The 23,851-nt window shown below is 27.6% G+C and carries 20 protein-coding genes; 13 read left to right on the top strand and 7 right to left on the bottom strand.

Annotation, left to right across the window (positions count from 1 at the left end; genetic code table 11):
* On the top strand, positions 1-1,170 hold the full coding sequence (locus AVBRAN9331_RS05105; RefSeq protein ID WP_214117921.1) for an acetate kinase: 1,170 nt from the start codon (positions 1-3) through the stop codon (positions 1,168-1,170).
* Positions 1,171-1,244: 74 nt separating this feature from the next.
* On the opposite strand, the gene AVBRAN9331_RS05100 is transcribed toward AVBRAN9331_RS05105, so the two are convergent.
* From AVBRAN9331_RS05100 to AVBRAN9331_RS05070, 7 genes are all read right to left on the bottom strand, one after another.
* Positions 1,245-1,862 carry a hypothetical protein gene (locus AVBRAN9331_RS05100; protein WP_336612554.1) on the bottom strand — a complete coding sequence of 206 codons (618 nt, stop codon included), beginning with the start codon at positions 1,860-1,862 and terminating at the stop codon, positions 1,245-1,247.
* Positions 1,863-1,933: 71 nt separating this feature from the next.
* Positions 1,934-2,101, bottom strand: a complete 168-nt coding sequence (locus AVBRAN9331_RS05095) for a hypothetical protein (RefSeq protein ID WP_336612553.1) — start codon at positions 2,099-2,101, stop codon at positions 1,934-1,936.
* Positions 2,102-2,173: 72 nt separating this feature from the next.
* Entirely contained in the window at positions 2,174-6,079 is a 3,906-nt protein-coding gene (locus tag AVBRAN9331_RS05090; protein WP_336612552.1) for a restriction endonuclease subunit S, read from the bottom strand.
* A 58-nt stretch (positions 6,080-6,137) separates the two neighbouring features.
* Positions 6,138-7,775, bottom strand: a complete 1,638-nt coding sequence (pgi, locus tag AVBRAN9331_RS05085; protein WP_239802695.1) for a glucose-6-phosphate isomerase — start codon at positions 7,773-7,775, stop codon at positions 6,138-6,140.
* Positions 7,775-8,746, bottom strand: a complete 972-nt coding sequence (locus tag AVBRAN9331_RS05080; RefSeq protein WP_336608669.1) for a glucokinase — start codon at positions 8,744-8,746, stop codon at positions 7,775-7,777. Before AVBRAN9331_RS05080 ends, pgi begins: the two co-directional genes overlap by 1 nt.
* Positions 8,727-9,398 carry a 6-phosphogluconolactonase gene (gene pgl / locus AVBRAN9331_RS05075; protein WP_214117927.1) on the bottom strand — a complete coding sequence of 224 codons (672 nt, stop codon included), beginning with the start codon at positions 9,396-9,398 and terminating at the stop codon, positions 8,727-8,729. The genes AVBRAN9331_RS05080 and pgl overlap by 20 nt, the downstream gene beginning before the upstream one ends.
* Before the next feature lies 1 nt (position 9,399).
* Positions 9,400-10,680 (bottom strand): glucose-6-phosphate dehydrogenase, encoded by a 1,281-nt coding sequence (locus AVBRAN9331_RS05070; RefSeq protein WP_214120225.1) that lies wholly within the window; start codon positions 10,678-10,680, stop codon positions 9,400-9,402.
* Positions 10,681-10,792: 112 nt separating this feature from the next.
* Between AVBRAN9331_RS05070 and edd the strand changes: the two genes are divergently transcribed.
* From edd to AVBRAN9331_RS05010, 12 genes are all read left to right on the top strand, one after another.
* Positions 10,793-12,589 (top strand): phosphogluconate dehydratase, encoded by a 1,797-nt coding sequence (gene edd, locus AVBRAN9331_RS05065; protein WP_336612551.1) that lies wholly within the window; start codon positions 10,793-10,795, stop codon positions 12,587-12,589.
* 10 nt (positions 12,590-12,599) lie between these two features.
* Positions 12,600-13,226, top strand: a complete 627-nt coding sequence (locus AVBRAN9331_RS05060; RefSeq protein ID WP_336612550.1) for a bifunctional 4-hydroxy-2-oxoglutarate aldolase/2-dehydro-3-deoxy-phosphogluconate aldolase — start codon at positions 12,600-12,602, stop codon at positions 13,224-13,226.
* 269 nt (positions 13,227-13,495) lie between these two features.
* Positions 13,496-14,593 (top strand): hydrogenase small subunit, encoded by a 1,098-nt coding sequence (locus tag AVBRAN9331_RS05055; RefSeq protein WP_442862294.1) that lies wholly within the window; start codon positions 13,496-13,498, stop codon positions 14,591-14,593.
* Between the two features lie 3 nt (positions 14,594-14,596).
* Entirely contained in the window at positions 14,597-16,303 is a 1,707-nt protein-coding gene (locus tag AVBRAN9331_RS05050) for a nickel-dependent hydrogenase large subunit (RefSeq protein ID WP_336612549.1), read from the top strand.
* 1 nt (position 16,304) lies between these two features.
* Entirely contained in the window at positions 16,305-16,952 is a 648-nt protein-coding gene (gene cybH / locus AVBRAN9331_RS05045) for a Ni/Fe-hydrogenase, b-type cytochrome subunit (RefSeq protein WP_214120222.1), read from the top strand.
* Entirely contained in the window at positions 16,949-17,521 is a 573-nt protein-coding gene (locus tag AVBRAN9331_RS05040; protein ID WP_214120221.1) for a HyaD/HybD family hydrogenase maturation endopeptidase, read from the top strand. The genes cybH and AVBRAN9331_RS05040 overlap by 4 nt, the downstream gene beginning before the upstream one ends.
* Positions 17,511-18,653, top strand: a complete 1,143-nt coding sequence (locus AVBRAN9331_RS05035; protein ID WP_336612548.1) for a hypothetical protein — start codon at positions 17,511-17,513, stop codon at positions 18,651-18,653. Before AVBRAN9331_RS05040 ends, AVBRAN9331_RS05035 begins: the two co-directional genes overlap by 11 nt.
* On the top strand, positions 18,637-20,757 hold the full coding sequence (gene hypF / locus AVBRAN9331_RS05030; RefSeq protein WP_336612547.1) for a carbamoyltransferase HypF: 2,121 nt from the start codon (positions 18,637-18,639) through the stop codon (positions 20,755-20,757). The genes AVBRAN9331_RS05035 and hypF overlap by 17 nt, the downstream gene beginning before the upstream one ends.
* A 46-nt stretch (positions 20,758-20,803) precedes the next feature.
* Complete coding sequence (gene mscL / locus AVBRAN9331_RS05025; RefSeq protein WP_336612546.1) at positions 20,804-21,214, top strand: large-conductance mechanosensitive channel protein MscL; 411 nt, start codon at positions 20,804-20,806, stop codon at positions 21,212-21,214.
* Between the two features lie 45 nt (positions 21,215-21,259).
* Positions 21,260-21,886 carry a hypothetical protein gene (locus AVBRAN9331_RS05020; RefSeq protein WP_239802687.1) on the top strand — a complete coding sequence of 209 codons (627 nt, stop codon included), beginning with the start codon at positions 21,260-21,262 and terminating at the stop codon, positions 21,884-21,886.
* On the top strand, positions 21,883-22,923 hold the full coding sequence (locus tag AVBRAN9331_RS05015; RefSeq protein WP_336612545.1) for a hypothetical protein: 1,041 nt from the start codon (positions 21,883-21,885) through the stop codon (positions 22,921-22,923). Before AVBRAN9331_RS05020 ends, AVBRAN9331_RS05015 begins: the two co-directional genes overlap by 4 nt.
* Positions 22,920-23,798 carry a hypothetical protein gene (locus tag AVBRAN9331_RS05010; RefSeq protein ID WP_336612544.1) on the top strand — a complete coding sequence of 293 codons (879 nt, stop codon included), beginning with the start codon at positions 22,920-22,922 and terminating at the stop codon, positions 23,796-23,798. Before AVBRAN9331_RS05015 ends, AVBRAN9331_RS05010 begins: the two co-directional genes overlap by 4 nt.
* Positions 23,799-23,851: the final 53 nt, after the last annotated feature.

Genomic DNA, 23,851 nt, shown 5'->3' with positions numbered 1-23,851 from the left:
ATGAAAAAAATATTAGTTTTAAATGCAGGTTCAAGCTCACTGAAATTCCAATTATTTTTTAATGAAGATAGTGTTGCGAGTGGTTTGGTTGAGCAAATTGGAGAAAGCAATTCAAGAGCAAAAATTAAATTTGATGGCAAGGAATTAGAACATTTAGGTGGCATAAATAATCACGAAGATGGCTTAAAAGTAGTTCGTGATTTATTTGCTAAAAGCGGACTTTTAACTGATTTTAATGAATTAGCAGCAGTAGGTCATCGTGTGGTGCATGGTGGAGATAAATTTATTAAAGCAACATTAGTTGATGATAAATGTTTAAAAGCTTTAGATGAATTAGTAAAATTAGCACCTTTACATAATCCTGCAAATATTTCAGGAATTAAAACAATTATAAATCTTGCTCCAAGTGTTAAAAATATAGCAGTATTTGATACAGCATTTCATCAAACAATGCCAGAAATCGCATATCGCTATGCAATAGCTAATAAATATTATGAAGAAGATGGAGTTAGAAGATACGGCTTTCATGGAACATCTCATGAATTTGTAACTCGTGAAGCAGAAAAATTCTTAGGTATTAAAAACATAGATGCAATTACAGCTCACTTAGGAAATGGTGCAAGTATTAGTGCTATTAAAGATGGTAAATGCGTTGATACTTCAATGGGTCTTACTCCACTTGAAGGATTAATGATGGGAACTAGATGTGGGGATATTGATGCTGGAGCTTTATTTTATTTAGCATATAATAAAGGTTTAAGCATTGCTGAACTTGATAAAATTTGCAATAAACAAAGTGGTTTATTAGGAATTTGTGGTGCAAATGATATGCGTGAAATTGAAGAAAAAATGCAAAATGGTGATAAGAAAGCAAAATTAGCATTTGATATGTTTTGCTATAGAATTGCAAAATACATAGGCTCATACCTTGCAGTAACTCCTGCTAAGGCTCTAATTTTTACAGCAGGTATTGGTGAAAATGATGATTTAATGAGAGCTGCGGTTTGTAAGCAACTTGCACATCTTGGCTTTAGTATTGATGAAGAAAAAAATGCTAAGCGTGAAAAAGTAGCTAGAAATATAGCAAAAGCTGATTCAAAATACCCAATTTTAGTTATTCCAACTAACGAAGAATTATCAATAGTAAAACAAACAATGGAACTTATTTAATCCTATTGATTTAAATTCTTGTAAAACTATAAATAATTAAACATTATTTGTAGTTTTACTGCCATTATATCTTCTTAATTGTATTTTATTTTATATGTTGGGATTACATAACCACACCCATCTATATAATATTCTCTCTCTTCTTTTTCCTTAGTATATGAGTTATATAACATTACTTGCATTTCATCTCCATCTATAAATTGAAATGAATTTTTATCAAAAAATCTTTTTTCAAAAAATACTAGATTATTGTTAAATTCATTAACTTCTTTTAATTCTAAACTATCTAAAGTTTTAAGAGATTTAACTTCATCAATGCTATTATAATTTTGCACTTCATATATTTTTGCATTACTTAATTTAAAATAATTTGCAATTGCTCTTTTATATTTTTCTTCTTTTTCTAAATTACATTTATATCCGCTTTTAGAATAATCATATTTATAATTTGTATACTCATTTTTAAAATCCCAAAATAATAAATAGCCCTCTACTTCTAATTGCCTTTCAAGAGAGCAAAGCTCTTTTTTGGTTTTAAGAAATTTATCATAAGTTGAACTAAAGTATTTACTATAGATATCGTATGAATACTGAACAAGCATTAAAAAAGCGAAAATAGCAATGATAAAAAACGCTAAACTCAAACCAACAAATAAAGATTTTTTTATTAATTCTTTAATAAAAGAAAACATTTAACACCACATATTTTTAATATAATCTTGTATTCTAATTTAAATCCTTTAAGGAATTTAAATTAGATTAATTATTTTTTCTTGATTATATTTTTTATAATTGTTTCTAATTTATCATTATTAAATTGTTTTTCAAAGGTAATATTTATACCTTTAAAAAGACTTTCTGCGTTAGTAATTTTCGCATTTTCATCACTTCTTAGATTGATTTTGCTATCTACGCCTTTACTTTCAAGCACAATAATATATAAGCAATATACTTTGTATATTTTACCTTATTTATAAAATACTATATCAATAATATATAATTATCAATATATATATTTTGCTAGTATTTTATTTATTATGTTGTTTTTATCATTGATGTCTTTTTCGAGTTCATAAATCTTATTCTCTATTTTATCTATAATGTTGATTAAAAGTTTTTGTTTATCAATAGGTATTAATGGTATTTCAACTTCATCTTTTAAAATTTGAGAATTTAAGCTAGTGCCAAATGTATTTTTATTTTTTAGATCCAAATCTATAACTTTATTTTTAAATAGATAAAACAAATACTTATCTAAAACTATATTTTTATCCTTAGGTATAAGCCCAGCAATGGCTTCGTTTGTGTATAAATCAGCTCCGGCTAATGCAACCTTGCCTATGCTTAATTTAAAACTTAATAAAGTAGTCCCACTTGGTATTAACTTAACATTTGATTCTTTTACACCTAGTTCTGTGATTTTTTCTTTTGTATCAGATATTATATTGCCATTCATTTCAGCAATACTAACCCATAAATTATTTCCACCATAGTATAAATGGTTTTTCCTACTAGGTGTACCACCGATTAAAACCTTACAAATTTGTCCTAATTTTTTATTATTTATTAATATATTTGATAAGTCATCGATAAAATCTAAAGAAATACTTAAGAATTTTAATAGCTCAACTCTTAAATCCCTCCCCCCGTTACTGCTAATAATTCCAACTTTACTTAATATCTCAGATATTAATCTCTTATATTCTTCTATACTCATTCTTATTGTTTCAAATTGCTTATTTACTTCTTCGCATTCTTTTACTATTTGTTCTTGAACATCCAAAGGAGGTAATGGAATTTGAAAACTACTAAGAGTTGAGACATTTATGTATTTAACACTCGATTTACTAGCTAGATTTTCAAGTTCATTTGAGTACATTCTAAAAATATATACCAAATATTCAGGTATTACTTTATCAAGCTTACAAACTAAAGCATTAATTTGTTGATTTGTGGTTAATATATCTTTGTTTATTGCACACTTACCTATTGTTGCTGTACAAGACAACAACACTGAATTTTTAGGCACAATTTTTACTTTTTTTTCATCTACTGCTAATTGTGAAATATAATCTTTTGTCTCATTTATATATATGCTATTTGTAAAATCAGGTATGGTTAACCATTGTATATCTTTTTTGTCCCAATACTTATTTTGAGATTTTAAAGGTGTTGAACCATTAATAATATCATTTACACATTCTTTGATACTTATGATTGGATATTTGCTATTTTTCCAAAAATATTCTACATGATTATGCGAATTGGTTAAATTGATATTAATTTTTAAATTAAAATTTGCATTTTTAAAATCAATTAAATTATAATTTTTTTCATAACTTACATATTTACTTAATTCATCGTTAATTATAATTTCATTATTTAAAAATAATTCTTTAATTTTATAAGATATTTTTTCGTCATTATTAATATTATTTTTATCATATAAGGGTGTATTGTATGGATCGTTTAATTCTCTTAATCCCGGATCATCTTTATCTGTGCTCCATTGATAGCCTAAAAATTTCTTTTTTTCATCGTTTTTATCAGGAGCTTTTACAATAATCAATTTATTATCTTTTATCATAGAAAAATATATCAACTTTTTATTTTCAATATTTTTTACAAACTCTATAAAAACACCATTTTCTAAATCTTCTTTTATAGTAGAATCTTTATAAACTTTGCTTTTTGTTAATTTTTTATAAATATTGCTTTTATAAAAATCATCCAAATAATCTTGAAAGCATTCTAATAACTCATCTGTATAATTTTCGTTTATTAAATCTATAAAAATATCTTTTTTTATACCTCTAAAAGCTACATATTCGTCTATATAGCCATTATCTACAAAATTATCATCATCTATCAAATTAGAAGCTTTTAATCTATCTTGCAAGGTTTTAAATTTTATAGAACTAGATGTTAAACCTAAATCCTTATCTTTATCATATGTTTTTAATTTGTGCAAAAATAAAATAATAGTGTTGGTTCCAGTAGCTCCAAATGTACCAGACGGCAACTCAACAATAGCTTTTATATCAAAATTTTGAAATATCAGTTCTCTTACTTCTTGATATTTTCCAATATTACTATTACTTAAAAATGGTGATGGCAAAATTATCGCTGCATTTGCGTTATCATTTAATAACTGAATAGCCCTTTCTATAAAAAAGCATTCTATAGAATTAAAAGTATCTTTATTTATGTCTTTATTAAATAGTATATATTTTTCTAAGTCTTTTTCGCTTAAAGTTTCTAAAAAACCCTTGACCGAATAAGGCGGGTTAGCAATTAATAAATCAAAAGAATAATTTTCAATATTTTCATTACTAGCTAAAGCATCTGCATAAAAAATATTTATCTCATTTTGCCCATACATACTTGCACTAACTTTTGCAACTTTGCTCAATCTATATTCTTTTTCAATTCCATAAATATTTTTATAATACTCTTTTAATTTTTCTTTATCATTAATTTGTTTTTCAATAAAACTTGCATATGTATTTAAAAAATGTCCTGCTCCGCAAGCATAATCAATCACTCTTAAAGGCTTATTTATATTATCAATAGGTAAAGAATGCATAATAAACTCACATATTTGAATTGGTGTAAAAAATTGCCCCTCATCTTGTTTCATGCCTTTTTGCAAAAACAATTCAAATAAATTACCTAAAAATTGCTGAACTTTATTTTCTGTTAATCGTATATCTTCAAAAAGCCTAACTATATTTTTTAAAACTATAGCATTTTTATAAAATAAATCTTTATTATGAACTTCCAAAAACGCAAAATCATTATTAGAATAAAATTTTAATTGCCTTATATAATCTTGAATTTGTTCTTGCATACTTTGCATAGACTTTTTGCTTCTTGAAGTTGTGTTAAAAACATCTTCTATATTTGCATTTTCAACATAAGTAATATCTTCATTTAAAAATTCTTTCATTGCATTTTTATATAATTTCATAAGTCTATCTTGCAAACTTTCGTAAGTGTCTGCCATAATTCCACGATATTTAAATTCCAGATTATTTTTATTAAATGTCTCATCATAAATTTTGCATAAAAACAAATTTACAAGCTTATCAAAAGCATTTTCTTTACCTGATATATTATGTTGTCTTAGAATAGTCGCAAAATCATTGTATAAAGAATTGTTTTGATGGTCAAATTCTTTTAAGTCTGTAAATTTTAATGATAATTTACCAGCTTCATATGGGTTTATATCAGACTCAAAAATTCCACTTGTCAAATAATTTTGTTGATAAATTTCTTTCCATACTTTAAAAATTTCATTTTCATCACTTGCTGATATATAACTCAATTTATAATCATTTTCTTTAAGGTATAGTTCATTGTCTTGCATATTGAGTATATAGTTAAAATAATATATTTCATCGTTTATAAAATCACTAGTATATAAACATAAAAATTTTACTTTTTTATTTTGTCTAAAATAAGATAATAATTGCCCTCCATCTTTAAGCATATTATTCCACTCATTTTCAAATTCACTACCTTTAGCATCAACTTTTGTTTTGTATGTTTTGCATTCAATTAATATATATGATTCACCTAATTTATCTTTTACTAAAATATCTGCTTTTCCGCTAGACTTCGATTCTCTACCTAATTTATATTTTGGTTCTAATTCTATATGGTTTGGATCGTAGCCTTTTGTTAATAACCTATCTATACACTCTAATACTACAAAATTTTCATTTTTTTCAAAATTTGATGTAGTTTTGTCATGGAGTTTAATTTGTTCTGGAAATATAATTTTTCTATTTTTAAAATCAACCATAATAAAAATGTTATTTAAATATTGCTTTTTATAAATAAAATCATTATCTTTTTTAAAATTTAATTTATTTAAAACTTGTAATAGGTTATCATTTGTAATCACTTTTCTCTCCTTTTTTCGTGGAATTTAAAATAGGAATTTCATAAAGAAATTCCTAAAATTATTTTTTATTAAACTCTTTATATAATTTTATTAGATTTGTAGTTGAGCTATCGTGCTCGTAACTCACATCACTTCTTAGCTCTTCAAGTATTGTTTTAGCTAAAGTTTTGCCTAATTCAACGCCAAATTGGTCAAAACTATTTATCCCCCAAATCACACCTTGAACGAATATTTTATGCTCATATAATGCAATTAGGCTGCCTAGATTTCTAGGGCTTATTCTTTCTAATAAAATCGTATTGCTAGGGCGATTTCCCGAAAATTCTTTATGTGGGATTAGCTTTTCTATCTCACTTTCACTTAAATTACTTTTACTAAGTTCAGCTCTTACTTCATCCTTGTTTTTGCCTTTCATAAAGGCTTCAGCTTGAGCGAATACATTGCTAATTAAAATTTCGTGGTGCTCTGGCATATCGTGTGGTTTTTCAAGACTTACTATTAAATCAATCGGACTTATATGAGTTCCTTGATGAAGTAGTTGAAAAAATGCGTGTTGAGCGTTAATTCCTGTTTCACCCCAAATGATTGGAGAAGTTTCGTAATTAATTAATTCCCCATTTTTACTAACTTGTTTTCCATTACTTTCCATATCAAGTTGTTGAATAAATCTTGGAAAATGCTTTAAATATTCATCATAAGGTGCGATTATATGTGAGCCACCACCATAAAAATTAATATACCAAATACCTATTAAAGCCAAAATTACAGGCAAGTTTTTAGAATATTCAGCCGAGCTAAAATGTGAATCCATTAAATATGCACCTTCTAGCATTTGCCAAAAATGTTCTTTTCCTAAATAAATCATAATAGGAAGACCAATTGCAGACCACAAACTATAACGCCCACCGACCCAGTTCCAGAACTCAAACATATTATTACTATCTATTCCAAATTCTTCAACAGCTTTTTTATTAGTTGAAACTGCTACGAAATGCTTAGCTACAAAGCGTTTATTAACTGCGTGATTTAAAAACCACTCTCTAGCAGTTAAAGCATTTGTTAGGGTTTCTTGAGTTACGAATGTTTTTGACGCTATTATAAAAAGCGTAGTTTCTGGATGAACGCTATCTAATACATTTTGTAATTTTGAGCCATCTACGTTTGATACAAAGTGCATTTTTAGTCTTGGGTGTGCGTATTTTTTCAAAGCATCGCAAGCCATCAATGGTCCTAAATCAGAGCCACCAATTCCTATATTTACAATATCAGTTATTACTTGATTTGTATAGCCTAGCCACTCGCCTGATCTTATTGCGTGAGAGAATTTCTCCATTTTGTTTAGCACTGCATTTACATCATCCATTATGTTTTCATTATCTACATAAATAGGTGTATTTATACGATTTCTAAGAGCAATATGTAAAGCCGCTCTATTTTCTGTGGTATTAATCTTTTTACCACTAAACATATCTTTAATGTTTTGTTCTAAATTAGCTTCTTTTGCAAGATTAATAAGATTGCTTAAAATCTCTTCATCTATTCTATTTTTAGAATAATCAACCTTAATCCCACCAACTTCTAAAAAGTATTTATTCGCTCTATTATTATCATTAGCGAATAAATCTTTCATATGAGTATCTTTTGATTTGTTGTATAAAGACCATAATTTTTCATAGCTTTTTAATTTGCTTAACATTATTTATCCTTTAAATGATTTTGCAGTGCCACACTAGCGCCGTTTATACCTGGAAATTTTGATAAAACCACAAATACAGGAATTGCTGCTAAATAACTATCAAATCTACCTTTATTCTCAAATCTTGCTCTAAATGATGAGTGTTTAAAATACTCTAATATTTTAGGAATTATTCCACCACAAATATAAACACCACCCCTAGCACCTAGAGTTAATGCTAGATTTGAAGCAATTGTTCCTAGCATTGCACAAAATATATCAAGACTTAATCTACATAAAGCTGATTTTTCGTTTAATGCTAGTTCGCTAATTTTACTAGCGTCTAAAGTATCATTTATACCTTCTTTATGTGCTAAAGCTTCATATATTAGCTCAAGTCCCATTCCACTAAGCAATCTTTCAGCCGATACATGCCCGAATTTGTTTTTTGCATAATGCCAAATCATTGATTCAATCTCATCAAAAGGTGCAAAGCTAACATGTCCGCCTTCACCTGATAGTGCAATATAGCCATTTTTACTAGGGATTAATCCACTAACTCCAAGTCCTGTTCCAGGCCCTAAAACAGCTTTTACGCAATTTTCTTCAGCTTCTCTTCCACCAATTTGAACTAATTCATCACTATTTAATTTTGTAATAGCAAGTGCTTGAGCAGTGAAATCATTTAGAATTAATAAAGTATCAAATCCTAATGCAAGTCTTGTGGTATTGATTGAAAAAGCCCAATGATTATTAGTCATTTGTATAAAATCACTTGTAACAGGATTTGCCATTGCAAAAGCAGCGTGTTTTACATTTACATTTTTATCTTTTAAATATGCTCTTACAGCATCTATTATAGTATCGTAGTCTTTGCATTGTAAGACTTCTATTTTATCTATATTTCCTGATTTAAATTCTAATGCAAATCTAGCGTTAGTTCCACCAATATCTGCTAATAATCTTGGATATTCATTTTGCGTAATAGACATCTAAATTTCCTTTTGAATTAATTACATAACTTATTGGATATTTTTTATTTTTTTCTTTACAAGCCAATAAAAATACTTGATATTTCTCATCTCCACTGATATTTAAAAATATTCTTTTAGCTTTTAATATGCTTTCTAAACTAAGGCTAATTCTATCGTAATTAGGAGTTTTTACTATGTGATAAGCTTGGTTTTCATCACTTAATAATTCATCTAAATTAGAAGCCGTTGGAAAGATTGATGCAGTATGAGCATCAGCTCCCATACCTAAAATCAAAATATCAGGAGTTTGATAAATATTATTAGCGTGGTTTTTTAAAGCTTCATAATCATTAATTAATTCATCTTTAATACAAGTAATTAAATTAGCCTTACTAGCGTCATTTTGTAATAGATTTTGCTTTACTAGATTTGTATTGCTATCTTCGTGATTTGTAGGTAAAATCCTTTCATCTACTAAAAATACATTTACTTTAGTCCAGTCAAGCTTTTCTTTACTTAATTTAATAAATAAATCTTTAGGACTTTTACCACCTGATACATAAAAATTTACGCTACCTTTACTATTAATACATTCATTTAATGAAAATACTAATTCTTTGTATAAAGCGATTTCGCTTATGTTTTTGTCATTGAATGTAAATAATCTCATCTTAGTCCTTAAAAATAATTTCATTTGTGTAGGCTTTGTATTTATGCATTGTAAAATCATCATTATCAATTACATCTTGCACCCATTTCCAAGCACTCTCTAGCTCATCTTTTTCATTAAATGAACTTAAATCTTTATTAATTACATTTAAAAGTAATCTTTCATAAGGTGGCATTTTTTCAATATCACAAATTCCTATTTCAAATTCTTTAAACTCTTCGGCTATTTTTAAAAGGAATTTGATTTTAGGTTTTGGTTGGATTTCTATATACATTTTCCCACCATTTTTAAAGTCAATATCAAAATATACTTTATTTTCAGCCATTCTTTTGCCTGTTGCAAGTTTTATTAAAACGCCTTTATAATTTTCTTGATTTGAACTAGTTTTAATTGATACGAAAGTTTCTGTCCTACTATCTTTAGCCACATTTAATTCGTCTAAATAACTTAAGCTATCTTCATTAGCTTCATATTGAGCTTTAATTACATTTTTAAAATCAATTTTTTCAAGTGAGTTAAAAAATTCAAGCTTAGCTTTTCTAATATTAGTTGAATTAATATCAATCATAAATAAAGCTAACATTTGTAACATATGATTTTGCAACATATCTCTTAAAGCACCGCAACTATCATAAAACTCTCCACGACTTTCAACACCTAAACGCTCTAAAACATATAAATTAATGCTTTTTACATAGTCTTTATTAAGTAGTGCATTAAAATGTGGATTTTGTTTTCTAAACTCAAATAATTCTTTAACCATACTTTTACCAAGATAATGATCAATTCTATAAATTTGTTCTTCTTTATAATATTTTGCTACGCTTTCATTGATTGCTCTGCATTCATTTAAACTCATTCCTAAAGGTTTTTCAAGAACTATTCTAACATTGTCTTTATTCATATTTAATTCGCTTAAATTCTTACAGCAAGTGATGAAAAATTCAGGCGAAATTGAAAAATATATAATAGTATCTTTGCCATCTCTTAAATTGTTTTTAAGTTTTTTAAAATCTTCAAGATTATTAATATCTACGCTCTCATAAGATATTTTTTCTAAAAAATCGTTCCATTTTGTAGTATCTTTTAAATGGATTTTTGATTTATCGTTTAATTTTTGCTTAAATTCTTCTAAGCTAAGCTTACTTCTACCTGTAGCAAGTATTTTAAAATCTTCGTGAAGCAAGTCATTTAAAAAGGCTTCATAAAGTGAAGGAAAAAGTTTTCTAAGAGCTAAATCTCCAGTAGCTCCGAATAATAAAAAATCAAAATTAGTTTTCATAAATAATCCCTAAGTAAAAATAATTTTTTAAATCTTACTAAAAAGGATTTAACATTAATAACATTTATTTATTTATAATAAATCAAATATTTTAAATGAAAGAAGCTTATTTATGACAAATAAAAAATTATTAGAAATCACTGAAAAGATTATAAAAAGAAGTGAAAAAACTAGAAAAGATTATCTTAATTTAATAGATAGTGCTAATGAAAAAATCAATCGCTCAAAGTTAGGTTGTGCTAATTTAGCTCACGCTTATGCAGCAATTCCTGAAAGCGTAAGAGAAAAATTAAATAATTCAAATAGCACTCATTTAGCTATTATTTCAAGCTATAACGATGTTTTATCAGCTCACGAACCTTACAAGGATTATCCTTTAAAATTAAAGCAATCTTGTATAAAAGAAGGTGTAAGCGTTCAAGTTGCAAGCTGCACTCCTTCAATGTGTGATGGTATTACTCAAGGCTATGATGGTATGCAACTTAGCCTTTATTCTCGTGATGTAATAGCTATGAGCACAGCGATTGGATTATCTCATAATGTTTTTGATGGGGCGTTTTATCTTGGAGTGTGTGATAAGATAGTTCCTGGACTTTTAATGGGAGCATTAAGATTTGGACAATTACCTGCTATGTTTATTCCAAGTGGTCCTATGCCAACAGGACTTAGTAATTCTGATAAAAGTATTGCTAGAGAAAAATACGCTCAAGGACTTATTTCTAAGCAAGATTTATTAAATACTGAAATGAAAATGTATCATAGTTCAGGAACTTGCACCTTTTATGGAACTGCTAATTCAAATCAAGTTATGATTGAATTATTAGGTCTTCATATGCCAAATTCTGCTTTTATTAATCCAAATACAAGGCTAAGAGAAAAAATAATTGATTTTAGTGCTAGACATTTTGCAAAAGGTGTAAAAGATAAAAGTATTTTACCAATAGGTAAAATGATAGATGAAAAAAGTATAGTAAATGCAATAGTAGGGCTTATGGCAACAGGTGGCTCAACCAATCATACTTTACACTTAATTGCAATTGCAAAGGCTGCGGGAATTATTATTAATTGGGATGATTTTAATGATATTTCAAATATTACTCCACTTTTAGCTAAGGTTTATCCTAATGGTAAGGCTGATATAAATGATTTTTATGAAGCGGGTGGATTGTCGTTTGTAATTAATGAATTATTAAACAATGGTGCATTACATGATGATGTAAATACTATAGCAGGATTTGGGCTTAGTAATTATACGAAAGATCCTATCTTAAAAGATGATGAAATTACTTATGAAAAATGCCTTGAAAATAGCAGAAATGTTGAAATAATCACGACTTATGATAAGCCATTTAGCACTACAGGTGGGCTAAAAGTTTTAAGTGGAAATATTGGTCGCTCGGTAATTAAAGTAAGTGCTGTAAGCGATGATAATTTATATATTAAACAAAGAGCTATCGTATTTAACGACCAACTTGAGTTAATGAAAGCTTACGAAAAAGGCGAATTGAATAAAGACTTCATAGCAGTTGTAAAATATCAAGGCCCAAGAGCAAATGGAATGCCTGAACTTCATAAATTAATTCCGCCTTTAGGGGTATTAATGTCTAAAGGATATAAAGTCGCATTAATTACTGATGGTAGAATGAGTGGGGCTAGTGGAAAAGTTCCTGCAGCAATTCATACAAGTCCTGAAGCCTTGTTAAATGGAAATATTGCTAAGATTAAAGATGGGGATTTGATAGAATTTGACGCAATCAATGGCACTTTAAATGTATTAGAAGATGATTTCTTAACTAGAGAAATTAGGCATATTGATTTAAGTGCAAATGAGTTAGGTAGTGGTAGAGAGCTTTTTAAAGCTTTAAGAAATAGTTGTTTAAGCGCCGAAGAAGGCGGAGTAAGTTTTTAAGGAAGAAATAATGAATGCAAGAGAAATTTTAAAAATAAATCCAGTAATTCCTGTGATAGCAATTGACGATATAAATGATGCCTTACCTTTAGCTAAGGCTTTAGTTTTAGGTGGAGTAAGAGTGCTTGAAATTACTCTTAGAACTCCTGCAGGTCTAAAAGCAATTGAGTTAATTAGTAAAGAAGTTCCTGAAGCAATCGTTGGAGCAGGAACAGTAATTAATGCTAAGCAATATAAAGATGTTATTAATGCTGGTGCAAAGTTTGCAATAAGTCCAGGAATTACTGAAAAATTATTAAAAGAGATTGATTATAAAATCCCTTTAATAGCAGGTATTGCAAGTCCAGCAGAGCTAATGCTTGGGCTTGAATATGGGCTTGATACCTTTAAATTATTTCCTGCTAGTGTTGTTGGTGGAGTGCCTATGTTAAAGGCTATTTATGGGCCATTTAGTGATGTTAGATTTTGTCCTACGGGTGGTATTAGCGAAAATAATGCTAAAGAATATTTAAGCCAACCAAATGTGCTTTGTGTTGGTGGTTCTTGGCTTGCACCAAAAGAGCTAATAAAGGCTAAAAATTGGGATGAAATCACAAATATTGCAAGAAAAACTTTAGAGTTAAAAAATACTTTATAAGGCTTTATTTATAAGTAGGCTTAGTGCGAAAACTAAGCCTATAAAAATTAAATTCTTTACTTAAAAACATTAGCAAGATTAGAATTTAAATTAGCATAAATCAATCAAACAAAAACCTTAATAAAATAATATTTTTAAGTTTAATTGTAAGAATTTTATAAGAAATTCAATTATCAAAATTAAATAATTTTAAGATTTATTTTGTCTTTTTTGTAACTTTTAGATTTTAAAAAAATACTATCATTAATAAATTTTTTTAAGGAGAGATTATGCAAATAAATCCTAATAATAAAAAAGATTTAATGCAAATACTAAGCGAACACGGCTTTAGTAGAAGAGATTTTTTGAAATGGTCTAGTGGAATGGCTACTATGCTAGGACTTGGAGCTACTTTTGCACCAAGTATTGCTAATGCTGTTGAAAATAATGCTAGTAACACCCCAGTAATTTGGCTTCATATGGCAGAATGCACAGGCTGTAGTGAGAGTTTATTAAGAAGCGATGCACCTACTATTGATAGTTTGATATTTGATTATTTAAATATTGAATATCACGAAACTGTTATGGCAGCAAGTGGTCATCAAGCTGATGAGAATTTAGAAAACGCTATTAAAAAACACGCAGGAAAATATGTATTATTAGTAGAAGGTGCAGTTCCTGCAGGAAGCTCTAGTTTTTATCTAACTTTAGGTGCTAAAGGGCATACAGGCGAAGAAATAGCAAAAAATGCCTGTGCTAATGCAGCTGCTATTTTAGCAATTGGAACTTGCTCAAGCTTTGGTGGTATTCAAGCAGCAACACCAAATCCAACAAACGCAGTTCCGATTAGTAAAATCACAAATAAAAGCGTAATTAATGTCCCAGGTTGTCCGCCTAGTGAAAAAAATATCGTAGGTTCAATCTTGCAAATATTATTATTTGGAACAATGCCACTTGATAATTTTAATCGTCCAAAATGGGCATACGAGCATAGAATTCACGATTATTGTGAGCGTAGGGGACATTTTGATGCGGGTGAGTTCGTAGAAAGTTTTGGCGATGAAGGTGCAAAGAAAGGCTATTGTCTTTATAAAGTAGGATGTAAAGGTCCATATACATTTAATAATTGTGCTAAGCAAAGATTTAATCAGCACATAAATTGGCCTATTGGTGCAGGACATGGGTGTATAGGTTGCTCTGAGCCTGATTTTTGGGATAGTATGAGAACTTACGAAGAACCTTTAAAATCACATTTATTTCAAAGCGTATTTAGCGGAATGGGTGCTGATGCTATGAGTGATAAAATAGGCATTGGTGTTTTAACTCTAACAGGAGTAGCAATAGCTGCTCACGCAACAATTTCAGCAATTAAAAAAGACAAGGAATAAAAAATGCAAAAAATAGTAGTAGATCCAATTACAAGAATTGAAGGACATTTAAGAGTAGAAGTAATAGTTGATGATGCAAATGTAGTAACTGATGCTTATGCGGGTTCAACATTATGGCGTGGAATTGAAACTATTGTAAAAGGAAGAGACCCTAGAGATGTTGGCTTTATGACTCAAAGAATTTGTGGAGTTTGCACTTATTCGCATTATAGAGCAGGTATTGAAGCGGCTGAAAATGCTTTAGGTATAGTTCCACCAAAAAATGCAAAACTTACAAGAACATTAATGAATGCAGCTTTATATATGCACGATCATTGTGTGCATTTTTATCAATTACACGGGCTTGATTTTGTTGATGTAGTGAGTGCTTTAAGTGCTGATCCAGCAAAAGCTGAAGCTGAAGCTTTAAAATGGTGTGATAAGCCTTTAGTTTGTGGTGTAGGAGAACTTAAAGCAGTTCAAGAAAAATTAAAAACATTCGTAGATAAAGGAGAATTAGGAATATTTGCGAATGCTTATTGGGGACATAAAACTTATCGCTTTAGCCCAGAGCAAAACTTAGTAGCGTTAAGTCATTATTTAGAATGTTTAAAAGTGCAAAGAACAGCAGCACAATTAATGGCTATTTTTGGTGCAAAACAACCACACCCACAAAGCTTAACCGTAGGTGGTGTAACTTGCGTTATGGATATACTTGACCCTGCTAGAATTGGCGAGTATAAAACTAAATTCTTAGAAATTAGCGATTTTATTCATCGTGCTTATTTAGCTGATATTAAGATGGCTGCAACTGTTTATAAAAATGAGCCAAGTGTAATGAATGATGTTGGCGTTGATAATTTTATGTGTGCTGATGAGTTTTATTTAGGAGATGATTATTTATTTAAAGGTGGAATTGTAACTAATATGCTAAGCAATCCTGTATTAGGTGCTATTGATGAGAGCAAAATCACAGAAGAAGCAACAAGGTCTTGGTATAAAAACGATAAAGCATTACACCCTTATGATGGCGAACAAGAGCCAAATTATACAGGTCTAAAAGATGAAAAAACTCTAAACGCTAAAGGCGAATTAGAAGATTCTAAAGTATTTGATATGAATGGAAAATATAGCTGGATTAAAGCTCCAAGATATGATAATTTACCTGTTCAAGTAGGACCACTTGCTACTATAGTTGTAAATTATTTAGCTAAAAATCCAATCGTTACAAAAGAAGTTGACGCTTTATTAGCTGAATTAAATATTGAGCTTAAAGACTTACTTAGCACTTTAGGAAGAACTGCAGCAAGAATGATTGAAGCAAAAATAATAAGCGAACACGCACTTAAAGCTCTTGATAGTTTAGTTGAAAATCTAAAAGTAGATCAAAGCACTTGCGCTCCATATAAAATAGATAATTCTAAAGAATACAAAGGTCGCTTTATAGGTAATGCTCCTAGGGGAATGCTAAGTCATTGGATTAGAATTAAAGATGGTATAGTGCAAAATTATCAAGCAGTAGTTCCATCTACTTGGAATGCAAGTCCAAAAGATGCAAATGGTAAAATGGGAACTTATGAAGCTTGTTTAATTGGTCTAAAGATTGAAGATTTAACCAAGCCACTTGAAATTATTAGAAAAATCCATTCGTATGACCCTTGCATTGCTTGTGCTGTGCATGTATTAGATAAAAAAGGCAATAAGTTAGGCGAATATAAAGTAGGAGTTTGATATGAAACATTATGAGTTTTCAATAGGGCTTAGAGCAACTCATTGGCTAAGAGCATTTGCTATTTTAGCCCTTTGTATAAGTGGCTTTTATATTGCTAGTGTGTTTATTGCACCTGATAAATCAACCGAGCCAAATCTATTTATGCAGGCTAAATTTCGTTTCGTGCACAATGTAGCTGGGTTTGTTTTATTAGCTTGTTTTATTTTTAAACTTTATCTTTTTATATTTGATAAGCTTAGTAAAAAAGAAAGAGTTAGTATTAAAGATTGCTTTAGTTTAAGAGTATGGATAGAGCAAATTAAGTTTTATTTATTTTTAGGAAAACACCCACATTTAAAAGGTGTATATAATCCACTTCAATTTGTGAGTTATTTTTTCTTTTATATTGTTTTAGCATTATTAATAATCACAGGTTTTGTGTTATATATTAATGTTTATCACGAAGGTTTTGCTGGTGCAATAACTCCTTTTGTTAAACCATTTGAAGTAATGTTTGGCGGACTTGCAAATGTTAGGATAATTCATCATATTTTAACTTGGGTTACTATGATTTTTGTTGGTGTTCATATTTATATGGCAGTGTTTAATGCAATTAAAGGTAAAGATGGTGCAATGGACGCTATTTTTAGTGGATATAAATACAAATGAGAGTTTTAGTCCTAGGAATTGGAAATATTTTAATAGGAGATGAAGGAGCTGGAGTTATTTTTCTTGAGTATTTTAGGAAAAATCTAGCTCCTAATATTTATATTAAAGAAGAATTTAAAAATCAAGATTCGCATCAATTAGTATTTTTAGACGGCGGGACGATGGCTATGAATTTAGCTCATATAATTGCTGATTTTGATAAAGTTTATGTGATTGATTGTATAAATGCTGATGATTTAGAAGTGGGCGATGTTGTGTTTTTTGACTATGACAAAGTGCCAAGTAATATAAATTATCAAGGAAGTGCTCACGAACTTGAAATGCAAATGATGCTTAATTTTATGAGTTTAGTAGGCGATTTGCCAATTTGCAAAATCTTAGGCATTGTGCCTAAAAGACTTGAACCTATGAAAATATCTTTAAGCGATGAGGTTAAAAAATCTTTTGCTTTAATGCAAAAATGTCTTTTAGAAGAGCTTAAACAAGATGGATTTTTGTTAGAATTTAAAAATGATTTTAGTATAGAACAAGCGATAGAAAATTATAGGAATTTAAGCAGTGTTAATTAGATATGATTTCAAAATAAAATTAAAAGATTTCGGATTATTTTTACTAAAAATTGCCAAGATAAATAATGTAAATTATAAGCTTTATTATGAAGATGATGAGTTTTCTTTAGTTATAGATGATAATGAAGATAAAGTTTTAGCCTTTAATGAATATTTTAAAAAAATACCTTATTTTTTATTTTTAGAAGATTTTAAAATAGAGCTAGAAAATACACAAAAAACAAAAGAATTTGAAATTGAAATTCCAAGATTGCCTTTAAACTTATGTGATGAAGTTTTTGATGATTTAGGTTTAAATGAGTTAGATTATACTAAAACAACAAAAAGTGATTTTGTAATAATTGCTAATTATGAATTATTACAAAAGGCTTTTATTTGTGATAAAAATACTCAAATTTTACTTAATGCTTATGAAAAACCATTTGTAAAATTAGCTTTAAAACCACTTTATAAAAAAGCACATAATTTAGGAGATTTTTTATATGTATCATTTGCTAATAGTAAAAAGCTTTTTAATGAGTTAAAAAATACAGATGAGCTTTATTTTGTAAAAAAGCCTAAAGATTTATTATTAATAGCTCCTTTTGCTGATACATTTTGTGTAATTAATAATCCGTATTCAAATCAATTATCAACTGCTTTTAATATTGATAAATTAAGCTTTAATATCCCTAAAAATAAAGATGAATTAATAAAATTATTACTTAGCTTAGAACAAGGCGAAAAATTATTAAAAAATTATCAAGAAAAGTTCATTTTAAATGAGTTTAGTTTAGAAAATAAAAATATATTTTCATTAATAAAATTAGCAGATATTTTGCTAGATTCTGATATTTTAAAAGTAGTGCCAAATACTTATACAAAGGGAGTTAGAATTGATTGTGAGATTAATGAAGATGGCTTAAATGTAGCTAAGTTTATCTCATCAATTATGAGCTTTAGATTAGCAAACGCAGCTTTAATAGAAGTTGGTGTTTTTGAAGCACTTGTTTTAATGATAGGAAAACTTAACGAAAACGAGCGTGAGATTTGCTCAATGCTTATGAATTATCAGAGTTTTTTAAATTACAATGCGTTTTTAAACAAGCAATTTAAGTTCAGTAAATGGGCTAATTGTGAGTGTTTTAATTAAACTTAGTGGCAGGGTGCAAGGAGTTGGATTTCGCCCTGAAGTTTGCAAATTAGCCAAAGCAAAAAAGCTAAATGGCTATATCTTAAATGATACTTTAGGAGTTAGCTTAGCACTTGATTGTGATGAAAAAATAGCAAAAGTTTTTATAAAAGACTTAAAACAAATTCTTAAAAAAAATCGTCCATTAGCAAGTATAGAAAAAGTAAAAATAATTAAAACAAATGAAACTTATAATGATTTTGTTATTAAAAAACCAAGCAAAGATAAGCGTAATCTTGCAGTAATTTTGCCTGATTTCGCCCCTTGTAAGGATTGTATAAAAGAGCTTAATAATCCTAAATTAAAAAGAAGATTTAATCACGCCTTTATAAATTGCACTAATTGCGGCACTAGATTTAGTGTAATTTCTAAAATCCCTTACGATAGAACAAACACTTCTATGAGTGTTTTTAAAATGTGTAAAAATTGCGATAGTGAATATAATAATCTTAATGATAGGAGATTTTACGCAGAGCCTATTGCTTGTAATGATTGTGGGGCTAAGCTTAATCTTGATTTAGCAAAGGCTGTTAAATATCTAAAAGCTGGAAAAATAGTAGCTTTAAAAGGTGTTGGTGGGTTTAATTTATTATGCAATGCTAATGATTTTAATGCGGTAAATAAATTAAGAATGCTAAAAAATAGAGCTTTAAAACCACTTGCAATAATGGTAAAAGATATAAAAATGGCGAAAAAATATGCTAGTTTTACTAAGTTTGAAGAGCGTATTTTAAAGAGCAAAGAGCGACCTATATTGCTACTAAAAAGCCTTAATCAGAGTGCTTTTAATATACATTTTGATTTTAAAAATATCGGAGTATTTTTGCCAAGTGCTCCGATATTTCATATATTATTTAAAGAGCTTGATTTTGCAATAGTAGCTACAAGTGCAAACAAAAGTGGCGAGATGATTTATTCTAAAAAAAGCGATTTTAAGATTTTAAAACCTGATTTAATAATAAATCATAATAGAAAAATAATTAATAAAATTGATGATAGTGTAGGGCAAGTTGTAGCCAATAAATACCATCATTTAAGAAGTGCTAGGGGCTTTAGACCTTTTTATTACGAGCATAAAATTAAAAAAAATATAAATATCCTAGCTCTTGGAATGGAAGAAAAAAACGAGTTTTTAATATACATAAATGGGTTTTGTATTAATTCGCCTTATATTGGGGATTTAAAGGATATTAGTGTTTATAAACATTTTGTAAAAACTCTAAGATTTTTTGTGAAAAATTATAAGATTAAATTTGATTATGTTTTGTGTGATTTACACCCACATTTTATTCATAGCGAAAAAATAACAAAAGAATTTGAAATAGGAATTAGTAAAAATACAAAGATTATAAAAATCTACCATCACGCAGCCCATGCGATGAGTATTGGACTAAGAAATATTAGAGCCTTTTGTTTTGATGGCACAGGATATAAAAATAATCATCATATAAGTGGTGGCGAAGTGCTAGATATTACTAAAAACACTATAAATACAGCTTTTTGTTTTGATGAGTTTAAGCTAGTTAATGTAAAAAATAATGAACTATTAGCTTATAGTATTTTAAAAAAATACGAAATCCCGTGTGAAACTAATCTAAATTATGATATAGCATTGCAAAATTGCACTATAAATACTAGCTCATTAGGTAGAATTATTGATGCTTTTGCCTTTTTAGTTTTAGGGATTAAGAAAAATGAATTTGAAGCACATTCAGGAATGCTTATTGAGAGTTTTTATGATGAAAATATCAAAGATATTTACAAAATTGAGTTTAAAAATAATAAGATTATTTATAAGGATATTTTTGCAACTTGCTTAAATGAAAGCAAGGTTTTAGCTTGTTCAAAATTCATTAATACCATTGTTTATATTGTTAAGTTTTTAAGTCCTAATAAAAAAGCGATTTTAAGTGGCGGGGTGTTTTGTAATAAAAGCATTTTAAATCTTTTGCTAAATGATAAAGAATATAAATTCTATACTCCAAAAAACGAAGCGATAAACGATGGCTGCATAGCTTTAGGGCAGTTAAACTATTTCTTAAACAATATGGAATTTAAGGATTAATTTATTATTTATTGTTAAAATCTCGCCTTTTTTTCAAGGAGAGAATATGAAAATATTACAAGAATTTAAAACATTTGCAATGCGTGGAAATGTTGTAGATTTAGCTGTGGGTGTGGTTATAGGAACTGCTTTTGGTAAGATTGTAAGCTCACTTGTGGCTGATATTATTATGCCTATTATTGGAGTTTTAACAGGCGGAGTTGATTTTAGTGATTTAAAATTGGTTATTAAAGAAGGTGCTAAAGAAGCTGAAAATGTAACCGTTAATTATGGTTTATTTATTCAAAATATAGTTGATTTTTTAATCATTGCGTTTTCAATTTTCGTTGTTGTAAAGCTAATCAATAAGCTTAAAAAAGCAGAAAAAGAAGAAGAAAAACCAGCTCCTGCTCCTGCACCAAGCGAAGATATAGTGCTGCTAACAGAAATCAGAGATTTATTAAAAAATAAAAACTAATTTTATTAGTATTAGCTATAATCTCCTAATTTAAAGGGGGATTTTATGCTAATTATTAAAAAATTAATTATATTTTTATTTTTTATAAGTTCTATAGAAAATATTGATAAATTAACACAATCTTCTAATATTAACGATAAAAATCAAGCTATTAAAATTTATAAATATTATTGCGACTTAAACTATGCTTTAGCTTGTTATAAACTAGGTTTAGAATATTTTAATAATGAAAAATTATTTATAAAATCGTGTGATTTAGGATATGCAAATGCTTGCAATAAATTAGCTGATATTTATATTTTAGATATAAATAAAAATAGGTTTTATAATAAATTATCTTGCGAGTATGGTAATGATTTTGATTGTTTAGCTTCGTTTGATACAGATTCTATTGATTTTGATAGACTAGCTAAATATTGCAGAAAAAATAAAAAATATACTTGTGATTTTCTTAGAAAAGAAAGTATAAAACATAATAAAATTGATTATTTTGTAGTTTCTGATAAAAATTATGAAAGGCTTTATAAATTATGTAAAGAAGATAATTCTAAAGCTTGTTTTACTCTTGCATTAGAACTAAATAATATAAATATTTTTAGTGATATTTTATATAAAAAATCTTGTGAATTAGGTGAGAGTAAGGCTTGTATGTTTTTAAAGGATAATAAATGAGAATTTTTATAATTATTATGATATTTTTTATTAATATAAATGCTAATGAGTTTTGTGATATTTTGGTTAAAAAATATGTAAAAGATTATGATTTTATAGATAAATTTAAGGATAAATGTAAAGCAATAAATGAGATTTATTTAAGTTTAGATAATAAAGAAAAATACAAAATAAATGAAATATATTTAAAAAATTGTAATGATAAAAATTATAAATATTGTGATTATTTAAAACAACTTTATTTAAATTCTTTAATTACTGATAAAAATATTTATTTTAGAGCATTAGAGCTGGGTTGTTATGATAATAATTCTTGTTTTGATATAGTTTATGCTTTAATAAATGAGAATTCTAAAAATCAAGAATATTTTTATAAATTGCTTGAAAATAAATGTAATGAAGATAGTAGATTTTGCTATGTTTTTATAAATTATAAATATAAAACTAATGATGATTTGATGTGTGAGAAAAACCCTAGCACTTGTTATGAATTAGCAGTTAATAAAGATGAAATTAAAAAGACTAAATATTTAAGAAGAGCTTGTGATAATAATATAAATGAAGCTTGTATGCTAATAAAAGATTATAAAAAAGCGTGTGATAATAAATATGCTAAAGCTTGTGAAATTTTAGCTAAAGAATTTAAAGATAAAAAGGATTATAAAGCTTTAAAGCATTATATGAAATTAGCTTGTAAGTATGGTGGAAGTTGTTATAGTTATGATTTTAATCAAGATAATATGCTTAATATTTATAAAGATGAATGCGATATAACAAAACTAAATTCTTGTAAAAAATATATAGAAAATACTACTAATTTAAATAAGGATTTTTACAATAATTATTCTAAAATATATGAGAATTTGTGTTTAAATAGCAATATTATGTTTTGTAAAGATGCTGTTATGATTGAATATAAAATGAAAAATTATAAAAGAGCAAAATATTTTATAGATTATATATGCTTAAAAGATAATGATTTATGTAAAGAATTATCAATTAATTATCTAAAAGATATTTATAAGGAGGAATTATGAAAAAGATTTTAATTTTATTTTTGTACTTGTTTTGTTGTTATGCAGATGATGATTATGAATGTAAAAATAATGATTTAAATGCTTGTTATAAAGTGATAAAAAGTAGTCCTTCACCTATTGATTTTTGTCAAAATGTTGAAGAGTTTAATTATAAAAAAACTTGTGCTGAATATTTTTATGATATTACAAGAGTTGCTTATCAATATCAAGCTAAGGAATTAAGAGATAAGTTATATATGGATTTTCCAAAAGTTTGCATTGATTTTATATATGCTCAAAGACATCTTTCTAATACTATAATAGAAGAAAGTTTATCTATGGCTTGCGAAATAGATTATATAAAAGCTTGCGATTTATTGGTTGAGCATAAAATGGTAGATAATGTTAAATATGTTGAAAAATCGTGCAATGCGGGAAATTATAATGCTTGTGTTGAGCTTGAATATATAAAATTAAAAAACAATAATTTAGCGTTAGCAGAAGCTGAATGCTTACAAAATAATAATTGTGAAAAAGCTTTTAATGAAGGCACAAAAAATCAAGAAATTTTATTAAAACTATGTGAAAACAAAAATGAAAAAGCTTGTTTAAGATACGCTGAATTAAACGCTAGTAAAAATAATGGAAAATATGATGAATATAGTTTAAAAGCTTGTGAAATTAATGTTAATGTTTGTATGCAAAAAGCTAAATTTGTAGAGCAATTTTTACAATTTGATTTTGAAGGCAATATCAAAACACTTAAAAGATATTATGAAATAGCTTGTGAAAAAGGACTTGATATAGCTTGTGAAGAGTTTAAAAGGGTTGAAGCACTAAACCCAGATGATTATAAATTTGATGGTAAGGTAAAAACAATTAGGATTAAATTTTGATATTTTTATTAAGAATTTAAAATAGAAATTACAAGATTTATGAAATACTAATA

The organism is Campylobacter sp. RM9331, assembly GCF_020137685.1.
Lineage (GTDB): Bacteria > Campylobacterota > Campylobacteria > Campylobacterales > Campylobacteraceae > Campylobacter_E.
This window is presented reverse-complemented; position numbering and strand designations above follow the sequence as displayed.